The 8893-nt window shown below is 60.7% G+C and carries 6 protein-coding genes and 1 pseudogene; all 7 read right to left on the reverse strand.

All coding sequences use genetic code 11. The annotated features are described in order from the left end of the window. Positions 1 to 2854, reverse strand: a 2854-nt coding sequence (treS, locus tag NW818_RS09755; RefSeq protein WP_414424439.1) for a maltose alpha-D-glucosyltransferase, incomplete at its 3' end; no start/stop codon positions are given. Positions 2855 to 2964: 110 nt separating this feature from the next. After that, complete coding sequence (locus tag NW818_RS09760; protein WP_414424440.1) at positions 2965 to 4281, reverse strand: DNA double-strand break repair nuclease NurA; 1317 nt, start codon at positions 4279 to 4281, stop codon at positions 2965 to 2967. Positions 4282 to 4291: 10 nt separating this feature from the next. Beyond that, positions 4292 to 5197: a 6-carboxytetrahydropterin synthase gene (locus NW818_RS09765; RefSeq protein WP_414424442.1), complete on the reverse strand. Its 906-nt coding sequence runs from the start codon at positions 5195 to 5197 to the stop codon at positions 4292 to 4294. 177 nt (positions 5198 to 5374) lie between these two features. After that, entirely contained in the window at positions 5375 to 6475 is a 1101-nt protein-coding gene (locus tag NW818_RS09770) for an NAD(P)/FAD-dependent oxidoreductase (RefSeq protein WP_414424441.1), read from the reverse strand. 34 nt (positions 6476 to 6509) lie between these two features. Beyond that, the gene (locus tag NW818_RS09775) at positions 6510 to 6662 is read right to left on the reverse strand and encodes a photosystem II protein Y (protein WP_414330801.1); all 153 of its coding nucleotides are present in this window, start codon (positions 6660 to 6662) and stop codon (positions 6510 to 6512) included. Between the two features lie 347 nt (positions 6663 to 7009). Further along, positions 7010 to 7932: pseudogene (locus NW818_RS09780) on the reverse strand (ABC transporter permease). Positions 7933 to 7968: 36 nt separating this feature from the next. Next, entirely contained in the window at positions 7969 to 8652 is a 684-nt protein-coding gene (locus NW818_RS09785) for a hypothetical protein (RefSeq protein ID WP_414342254.1), read from the reverse strand. Positions 8653 to 8893 lie beyond the last annotated feature (241 nt).

Consider the following 8893-nt stretch of genomic DNA (forward strand, 5'->3'; position numbering starts at 1 on the left):
AAGGACTCCGTCCCGCTGACGCGAACAGCAGCGGAAACACCTGCCCCACCAAGTTGCGCATGGACTGGTAAACGGAGCGCTGGTACAGGCTGGAGAAAGGCTCTGGGGCAAAGTCTTTGTTCTCCGTATCGGCAGCCAGGGCGATGTGCAGCTCGGCGGTGCGCTTGGCCAAGATCCGCACCGATTCTAGGTAGCTGCCGATGGTGGCGTAGGCCAGCTCCGGCAAGGGCTGTTGGGAAAGCTCCAAGAAGGATCCCTGCGGCACGGGCACGGGATCCACCTCTTGGTAGTGAACCAGCACCGCCTCAAAAAATTGCCCCAGGCTGTCCAGGGTGTAGTGCCAGGCATCTCCCTCGTTGGGGATGTACTCCTGCAAAATGGCCAGGGTAATGGGCTGATCGGCGGGATCAAACCCACGGGCCCCGCGACGACGGCGATACTCCAGGGATCCCAGCAGCCGTGGCACGCGCACCTGGGGATGGTGCTCCAGCAGGTAGCGGCCAATCTCCAGCTCGGGATTCACCCCTTCGGCCACCCGGTGGTAGAGCTTGAGGAGGTAGTGGTTGCCATAGACAACGGAGGTGTAGCTCTGCTCCGCCTTGAGGAGGCGGGGTTCCAGGTCATGCTCAAGGGCAGCAAAGCTAGTGGCCCAGAGCTCTCCCTGACGGTGACGCAGGCGGCCCTGCTGGGCAATTAGCTGCAGCAGCCGCAGCAAGAAGCTTTTGTCAGCCAGAGCGTTGAAAATTACTCCCGCCGGCCCTCCGGCCACTTGCACAGGGAGGATGACCGCCTGGGGCATCTCTAGGCGCAGGTGTACGGCTGCTTCTTGGGTGGCATAGCCCACAGGGAGAGAGTAGAGCTGCGTATCGCCCTCGATAAACTCGGCCTGGAGAAGCAAGATCTGGCTGCCCAGCAAGGACTCCTCTTCTCGGCGGCAGGGGATAGCCTGCAGGATATGGATCGCCTGGAGCTGGCGGTTTTGGGAGCCAAACCAATGACAGCGGTAGAGGTAGTCCGCCAAGACTGCCTCCAGCTGCTTTTGGCTTTCCCCTTGCAAGAGACTGTCCCAACTACCACTTTGAACAACCAGAGGACTACCACTTTGAACAACCAGAGGGACCAGGCGTTCCTGCTCCTCCGCTTTGCTGGGGCTGAGGTGGATGGTCTCCGTTTTGGGCTCAAGGGAAAACCAGTAAAAGGAATGGGGGCCTAGCGTTAGGAAATAGGGCAGTCGCCCAATAGGGGGAAACTCGGTGTGGCCAAAGATCTCCACCGGGATCAATCCTTCCCACGGCGATAGATCCAGCCCCACCCACTGGGCGTAGCGGGAGAGGTTGGCCACCACCAAGATGCGCTCATCGCCAAAGGCCCGCATAAAGGCAAGCACCTTGCGATTTTCCGGGTGGAGCAGCTCAAAGGAGCCGCGGCCAAAAGCTTGGAATCGCTTGCGCACGGCGATGAGCCGCTTCATGGTCCACCACAGGGAATGGGGGTTGTTTCGCTGCGCCTCCACATTGACAGCTTCGTAGTGGTACTCGGCGTCGATGACGATGGGCAGGTAGAGCTTCTGAGGGTTGGCCCGCGAAAAGCCGGCGTTGCGGTCGGCGCTCCACTGCATGGGGGTGCGCACGCTATTGCGATCCCCCAGGTAGATGTTGTCCCCCATGCCGATCTCGTCCCCGTAGTAGATGACCGGCGTGCCGGGCAGAGAAAACAGCAGGCTGTTCATCAGCTCGATGCGGCGGCGGCTGTTGCCCAGCAGGGGGGCCAAGCGCCGACGGATCCCCAGGTTCACCCGCGCGTTGGGATCCTTGGCGTACACCTGGTACATGTAGTCCCGCTCCTCGTCAGTGACCATCTCCAGGGTGAGCTCGTCGTGGTTGCGCAGGAAGAGGGCCCACTGGCAGGTTTCAGGAATGGGAGGGGTTTGTTGCAGGATGTCAATGATGGGGAAGCGATCCTCCATCTGGATGGCCATAAACAGCCGTGGCATGAGGGGAAAGTGGAACTCCATGTGGCACTCGTCCCCATCGCCGAAGTAGGCCACAGCATCTTCTGGCCACTGGTTGGCCTCCGCCAGCAGCATGCGGCCAGGATACCTTTGGTCAATGTGTCGGCGCAGAGCCTTGAGAAAGGCATGGGTCTCCGGTAGGCTCTCGCAGGTGGTGCCCTCCCGCTCGTAGAGATAAGGCACCGCGTCCAGCCGCATGCCATCTACCCCCAAGCTCAGCCAAAAGTCCACCACCTCGAACATGGCTTTTTGTACGGCGGGGTTGTCGTAGTTGAGATCTGGCTGGTGGGAGTAAAAGCGGTGCCAGTAGTAGGCCTTGGCCACTGAATCCCAGGTCCAGTTGGACGCTTCAAAGTCTTGAAAGATAATGCGGGCCTCTTTGTACTTTTCGGGGGTATCGCTCCAAACGTAAAAGTCCCGCTCGGGGGTGCCGGGGGCAGCTCGTCTGGCCCGCTGAAACCAGGGGTGCTGATCCGAAGTGTGGTTGAGGATGAGCTCAATGATGACGCGGATCCCCCGCTTATGGGCAGCCTCCAGAAAGATCTTGAAGTCCTCTAGGGTGCCCAAGTCAGGGTGAACACTGGTAAAGTCAGAAACGTCGTAGCCGTCATCTTTTAAAGGCGAGGGGAAAAACGGCAGCAGCCAGACGGCTGTAATCCCCAGTTCTTGCAAGTAGTCCAGCTTTTCGGTCAGGCCCTGGAAGTCGCCCACGCCATCGCCGTCGCTGTCGAAAAAGGCCCGTGCCGGCAGCTCGTAGATGATTGCATCTTTGTACCAAAGGGGGTCGTGGGTGAGGGGGGAGATGAGGCTGCGCAGAGGGGCTCGGATCATCATGTCGGTCATGTCGGCAACAGAGACAGGATTGGGACACCTTGGCAACCCTAGCCGTTGAATGGGGATCCCCTCAATAGGCTACAGCCTTCTCTTGGGTGCCAGGGATCCCCGGCGTCGGTTCAGGCAATGCCACTCCGCTTCTGGGCTTCCTTGCGGGAGACGGCCACGTGGCGCAGGCCGGCCCGGAGCAGCTCCTGCTCGATCAAGGCAAAAAACCGCTGCCGATCCCCGCTTCTCACCACCGCCAAATGATGGGCTTCCGCCAAGGCGATGGGGTAGCCAAAGCCCTTGTGCACTTGGCTCAGCACCCCTGCCAGAGCCCGCTGCAGCAACTCCGCATCCTGGACCACCCAAGCGGGAAACTCCAGGCGAGCAATTTCGGCTTGGCCCAGGGATCCCTCGCCAACATTGAGGTAACAACAGTGGACGTGGTGTTCCCCGAAGGCGTCCAACACGCTGGCGCCGCTGCGCCAAAGGGGGCTGCGCTCTCCCGGCTGCAGCAGGGATCCCCAAAAGACGCGGTCTGCCAGGGGGGCGAAGGGATGGCAGGGAGGAGACTTCTCGCCGGGACAGTAGCGGTAGCAGTCACAGCCCAGGTACGGGCACAGCCCCAAGCGCAGGTAGTTGAGGGTTTCGCTGCTGCGGGAGGCGCTGATGTAGCCCACGAGAGGAATGCGGGCCGCCCGCAACTGCTCCAAGGTCGCCAGAATGGGATCCAACCAGGGGCGCCGGGCCGACTGGGGCAGAGGCTCCAGTCCCCAAGGGATTAGGGATCCATCCAAGAGCGCCAGCGTGATGCGGCGACGGGGCACCGACAGGGCCAAACGAGCCAGCTCCTCCAGTTCCGCTTGGGAGCGTCGTAAGGCCAGTATCTCTTCCAGCCCCAACGAGGACTCCGTGCCGCTGGTAGGATTGCGTTCACCTGGAGCGCGCTGCGGGCGAGAGTCTCGCCGGTTAAGGGGGGCCCTCGGCAACCCTTCTGCCCGCGGTTCCGAGAGAGGGGAGTCTGAGCGGTTTTGCTGGGCAAGGGGCCCATCTCCATACAGCAGCAGGGGCTGGCTGTCCAGGAGCGGCCACTCCTGGGTGCCGTAGTGGAGAACCACGCGCCCAACATTGATCAGCGAGCAATAGGCAATCTCGTGGTGACTGGGCAAAATCTGGGATCCATCCGTGGCCACCACCGTGTGTCGCCCCTGCAGAGGCTCGACCTTGGGCAGGGATCCCCAGGCTTCCGGCGGCTCGGCGGGGCTGGCGCAAACAAACGACAGATGGGATCCCCACTCCACCCAGCGGGACTGCCAAACCTGCGGCTCCTGCTGCCAGCGCTCGAAAACTTGCCAGGCTTGGCGGAGGCGTTCTTGGCTGGCTTTCGACTCCTGTTGCAGGTGCCGGGTGAAGGCAGGAATTTGCCCGCTCAGCTTAACCAGATCCAACATGATGGCCGCATCAGCCCTGCATGGCAATACGGCTGCCAGAAGCGGAAGAAGCCACATCTTGTCCTTCTGAGGAGTTGAGCAGCTCTTCCAGCGGAAACTCCCCGTAGACCTCGCTGCTGTTGTTGGGGCTCTCCTGCAGGCGAACCCGATGCAACTGCACCCCCAGCTCCCGCAGGGGCAGAGTCAGCAGCCGCTGGATGTAGAGGGCGATGTTTTCGGCAGTAGGCACCACCTGGGCAAAGTAGGGAATGTCTTTGTTCAAAAAGGTGTGATCCAGCGGCTTCACCACCTGCTCCTCGATCAGCCGCTGCAGGGCCGCCAAGTCCACGATCATCCCCGTGCGCGGGTCGATGGATCCCTTGACGGTGATCTCCAGGCCGTAGTTGTGGCCGTGGCCGTGGGGACGGGCACAGAGGCCGTAGATGGCGCTGTTTTCTTCAAAACTCAGGTGATCCAGAGCCAAGCGGTGGGCGGCGCTGAAATGGGTGGCAACAGTCAAGTAGGCTTGCATGGCTTCTCCTCGGTATTCGGCCCAAAGCTCAGGATCTTCGTACAGACGGACGCTGGTTAGGGGCAGAGCCTCGGCCAGGCGTTGCCAAATCACGTAAGCGATAAACTCGGTAGTGGGCAAGGTTTGGGCAAACTCCGGCCAAGCTTGATTTAGATAAGCAAAGTTGAGATCTTGAATCACCCGCTGCCGGATCACCTGCTTCACCTCCGAGAGGTTGAGCACCATCCCATAGTCATCCACCTCACCACTCATGCCCACCTCCAGCACATAGTTGTGGCCATGGCCGGGAAAACGGGCATTTGGGCCAAAGCGGGCTAAGTTCTCGGCTTCTGAGAGTTCGGGCAACCAGTACCGATGGCTGGCGGCAAATTGCGCACGGCGGTAGATTGTACAGATTCTGGACATGAGTGGAGAGGAGAGCATCTGCTGGGGGATCCACCCTTTAGCTTGACACACTCCCCGGCCCAGAGGGTGGAAATTCTCAGCGGCCCTCAGCCTGCCCTCCCAGTGGTCTTGCCGTCATCTCTGTCCTGCGCCAGGTCAGGCACTTGCCCTGCCGACCAGGTCGGCCTGTGCATACCCTCATTTCCCAGAAAGCATTTCGAGCAAGGTTTTGGCGGCATTGTGTCCTGAGAGCCAAGCCCCCTCTACGCGCCCTCCGGCGCACCAATCGCCGGCACAAACCAAAGGCAATCCCTCAGCAGCGGAAACCGGCACACGGGTGCTTAAGCTGGCCAATCCCGTGGTTTCCAAAGGCAAAGCGTAGCGCCAACGGTGCACCTGCATCCATTGTGGCGAAGCCAACCAGGGATCCAGCCGTTGGGCTGCGTGGGCCAGCAATTCTCGACCGGCCTTTTCCAGCTCAGAGGGGCCGGCCTCCAAGTACAGAGATGACCACTCCGCCCCCCCATGCAAGACCACCACAGGCGGGAGCGGCTGCAGGCGCTTGCTGCTGTCCAGTCCCAGCCAGGCCAACATCGGATCCTCCAAGCACTTGATCCCCTTCCAAGGCGGCGTATGCTCAGAGTAGCCCGCCAAAACCGCAAGGCAGGGTTGATACTGGGCGGATTCCAGCAGAGGCAACAGGTTTTCAGCCGAAGGGATCCCTTCCCGGAGCAGGGGCAGCAACTGGGGGGCCGGAATTGTCGCCACCAGGGCAGCAGCCTCGTAGCATTGGCCGTTCTCCGCCCTCAATTGCCAGCTTGTTGCCAAAGGTTTGAGGCTGACCACACGAGTTTGGGTGTGTACCGACAGCGGGGCAGCCAAGTGTTTGGCCAGCATTGTCATGCCCTGGGGGCAAGCGTAGCGTGGTTTCTCGTCGTTGGGATCCTCTGGGCGCAGCCCTTCTCGATCCAGCACATGCAGCGAGCGCGTCCATTCCGCCAGCAGCCCCAGGCCCAGCAGCTCCTTCACCCAGCGATAAAAGCCATCCGAATCGGCAGTCAGGTATTGAGCCCCATGATCCACTGGCACCGTTTGCCCAGCATGTTCAACTCGACGGGTGGCCATGCGCCCGCCCAAGCCTGCCGATTTTTCCAGCACCAGAACCTGGAGCCCTGCCCGCAGCAGTTGCCTTGCACACACCAAACCGGCCACTCCCGCCCCGATGACAATCACATCGGCGGATGTTGAGCGGGCTCCCTCGGAAGGGGTTACCGCTGCCTGGGTTGCTTCGCCTAGCATACTGAGCCTGCCGGCTGTGACCGGATCCGCACGTTCAGCTCCCGCCTCTGCCGAAGGGGTTGTTGCCCCTCTCTCCGAAGAGCTTGGCTTCTCCCTTGATGGCAGCCTTGATGATGTTGTAGGCAGCCCAGGCAACCACCAAAACAATGGGCGACAGAACGATCAGCGGACGGAGATCAATGTCCATGGTTTTCATCCCCCCCTAACATAGATTGATTTACCGACTGCTTGGAACAAGAGCCTCCAGGGTTGGCCACCGCCAGAATCCCGATGGGGTGAAACCGTTTTCGACTCTGGATCCCGCATAAGCTGAGGTGCAACTCTGGAAAGATGGCTAAGTCCAGAATAAACCCAAATGGGGATCCCTACCGGCTAGACTTTGCCCCATCTGGACTGCTGAGGCGGGAGCCAACAGGCCCACACCGAGAATCGCGTCCAGAACTAGCGTACCCAGCAGGGGCGTACAATCGACCCCGATCACCTGACTAACTGCTGCCCAAGCCCGCAACTTGGATCTTAATTCTGGGCTCTTTCTCAGTTGCTGTAGATTTTGCCCAAGGCAGCCGGCGGACGAGTGCGGCGGGCGCGGCCCTGCATTCCCGATAGAACCCCCATCGTCAACACAAAGGGCAAAGCCTGGATCAACACGGGCGGCATCACATCTCCCCCTTGCAGTTGAATGGCCAGGGCGTCGGTGGCCCCAAACAACAGCGTCGCGCCCAGGATCCCGAAGGGGTGCCACTTGCCAAAGATCATCGCTGCCAAGGCGATAAGGCCCTTTCCTGCTGACATGTTGCGGACAAACTGGTTCAAAAAGCCAATGGAAAGGTAGGCCCCCGCCAGGCCCCCCAACAGGCCGGAGAGCAGCACCGCCGCGTAGCTCATACCCAGGACATCCACCCCCATGGTGGCAGCAGCCTGAGGATGCTCTCCCACCGCTCGCAGCCGCAAGCCCCAGGGTGTTTTGAACAGCAACCACCAGGAGATTGGCACCAACAGAAAGGCCAGATACACCAAGGGGCTAAACCCATGCCACAGCGGCAGCCGATTGACAATTTCTTGAGAGTTGGTGGTGTTGCCGTAGAACGATTGCAGCACCAGCGAAGGCACGCTCATGGCCAACAGGTTGATGGCAGTGCCGCTGACAATTTGATCGGCTCTGTAGCGGATGCACATCAGCGCATGCACAAAGGCAATGGCCACCCCCCTAAGGCGCCGGCCAACAAACCCACCCAAGGGATCCAACCCACCTGAGCTGCTGGAGTCTGGGCCAGAAGGGAAGCTTCCAGGCGTTGGGTGGTTACCGCCGCCGCCAAAGCCCCAAACAAGATGATCCCCTCCAGGGCAATATTGACCACGCCGCTGCGTTCGGAGTACATGCCCCCCAAGGCCGTGAGCAACAGAGGGGTAGTGGAGCGCAGGGTAGCCGGGATCAAAGCCCAAAACAGAGTTGCCATAGTGCTCCGCAGCGCCAGCGCAAACGAGATCTCCGCTCAGAGGTACTCAAGTTGAGCGTTCATCGCAGTCCATTTCCACCTGGGCTGCCTGCAAGGGATCCGTGAAATAGCCGGGCAACAGGCCGCCTGCAGCAATGAAAAGGTGTAGGTGATCAAGTCCACTTTGGTGCTCAGCTTTACAAAAAAAGGCGAATCGGGCGAGGAGCCTAAGCCGGGCCGCAGCAACCCCACCACCACCGCCCCTGCTGCCACCGCCGCCCCCAAGGCACTCAGGGGTACGATGATCTGCCGCTGCCGCACCAAAAAAGCTTTTCCTCCCGGCAACTGCAGCCGCCCCAGCAGCAACAGCAGCAGGGCATAGGCAAAGCTGGCATAGCCAGCCAAAGAAGGGCTGAACCGCCGCAACGGCAACCGAGCCGGCGGGATCCCCTCCGCCAGGGCCGCCCCATTCACCGCCCCCACTGCCCCATAAAACCAGAGCAAGCCCAGCCCAAATAGAACCAGACCGACCACTCCCAAGCTGTACAGCCAGCGGGCCCGCACTTGCCGCTCCTTGATCCCCAGAGCCAGACATGACAACAGCGCCAACAGCACCCAGGCCCAGCTCAACCCTGGGATCCAACCCACCGCCAAAGTCTCCGGGATTCCCAACTGCTGCGGGTCGATGAGGCCAAAGGTTCCCGCCAGCACCCCTGCTCCGCCGAACTCCCGCCTCAGCATCCACTCAGCATCCACTAAGGGCAGAGCAAAAACAGCAAAACGGCAATCAGATTGGTCAGCAACAGCAGCATGGGCAGAGATTCAACAAGACCAAGGAGGGCCATCCGACAAAGATAGCAGCCAGCCCTCTTCTCAGCTCCTCAGCTCAAGACACTTCTCACGGGAAAGTGTTCCGCACCTCTGCTGCGGACAAGGCCAGTTGGATCTGTTCTGGCCTCAGCTAGAAATCGCAGGAGCCCCG

Origin of the sequence: Synechococcus sp. R6-5 (assembly GCF_047461775.1) — a bacterium.
Classification (GTDB): Bacteria; Cyanobacteriota; Cyanobacteriia; order Thermostichales; family Thermostichaceae; genus Thermostichus.

Bases quoted from the DNA above. Each gene is read 5' to 3' on its own strand.
- NW818_RS09785 (WP_414342254.1), bottom strand. From the start codon at position 8,652: ATGCTGAGGCGGGAGTTCGGCGGAGCAGGGGTGCTGGCGGGAACCTTT.
- NW818_RS09760 (WP_414424440.1), bottom strand. From the start codon at position 4,281: ATGTTGGATCTGGTTAAGCTGAGCGGGCAAATTCCTGCCTTCACCCGG.
- NW818_RS09770 (WP_414424441.1), bottom strand. From the start codon at position 6,475: ATGCTAGGCGAAGCAACCCAGGCAGCGGTAACCCCTTCCGAGGGAGCC.
- NW818_RS09765 (WP_414424442.1), bottom strand. From the start codon at position 5,197: ATGTCCAGAATCTGTACAATCTACCGCCGTGCGCAATTTGCCGCCAGC.
- NW818_RS09775 (WP_414330801.1), bottom strand. From the start codon at position 6,662: ATGGACATTGATCTCCGTCCGCTGATCGTTCTGTCGCCCATTGTTTTG.